1 protein-coding gene is annotated in these 650 nt (G+C 35.5%); it reads left to right on the top strand.

The window, feature by feature from the left end; translation table 11 throughout:
• Positions 1–141: 141 nt before the first annotated feature.
• A partial coding sequence (locus ACRD7A_RS19120) for a transposase (RefSeq protein WP_430817969.1) occupies positions 142–650 on the top strand: 509 nt, incomplete at its 3' end.

The following is a 650-nucleotide window of genomic DNA, read 5'->3' as shown; positions in this document are numbered from 1 at the left end:
AATTAATTGATATTCTGATGATTAAATGGTATATTTAATAAATATTCATCAGGTGTTAAGTACTCAAATTATAAAAAAAACATAAGCCCATATTTAGCATTTGGCAACTCATGGGACAATACTAAGGTTAAACTCCATCAAGTGGTCAAAGCAATCATATATCGCCTTAAAACAGGCTGTCAATGGCGTGAAATACCGATAAAACAATTCTTTAGAGTAAAGTACAGTTGGAATAGCATTTATGCCCACTACCGCAAATGGTGTAAAGATGGTAGTTGGGAGAAGCTATGGCAAGCACTACTCAAGGAATATAAATCATCACTAGATATGTCATCAGTCCAGCTAGATGGAACACATACTCCTGCCAAACGTGGTGGTGAAGCAGTTGCTTACCAAGGGAGAAAAAAGTGCAAGACAAGTAATATGCTTATTCTCTTTGACAGTAAGGGTATACCAATTGCCTGTAGTGACCCAATATCTGGAAACCATAATGATGCTTTTAATCTTACACAAAATTTTGATAGCATGGTCACATCATTAGAAGAATCAAATATCAGTGTCGGTGGACTTTTCCTCAATGCTGATGCTGGTTTCGATACAGTACCATTTAGAAATTGTCTTTTCAAACACGATATCTTTGACAATATTGA

It is taken from the genome of Carboxylicivirga longa (genome assembly GCF_050589825.1).
Taxonomy (GTDB): Bacteria; Bacteroidota; Bacteroidia; order Bacteroidales; family Marinilabiliaceae; genus Carboxylicivirga; species Carboxylicivirga longa.
Note: the sequence above shows the minus strand (reverse complement) of the source record. Positions and strands in the feature narration are given on the sequence as shown.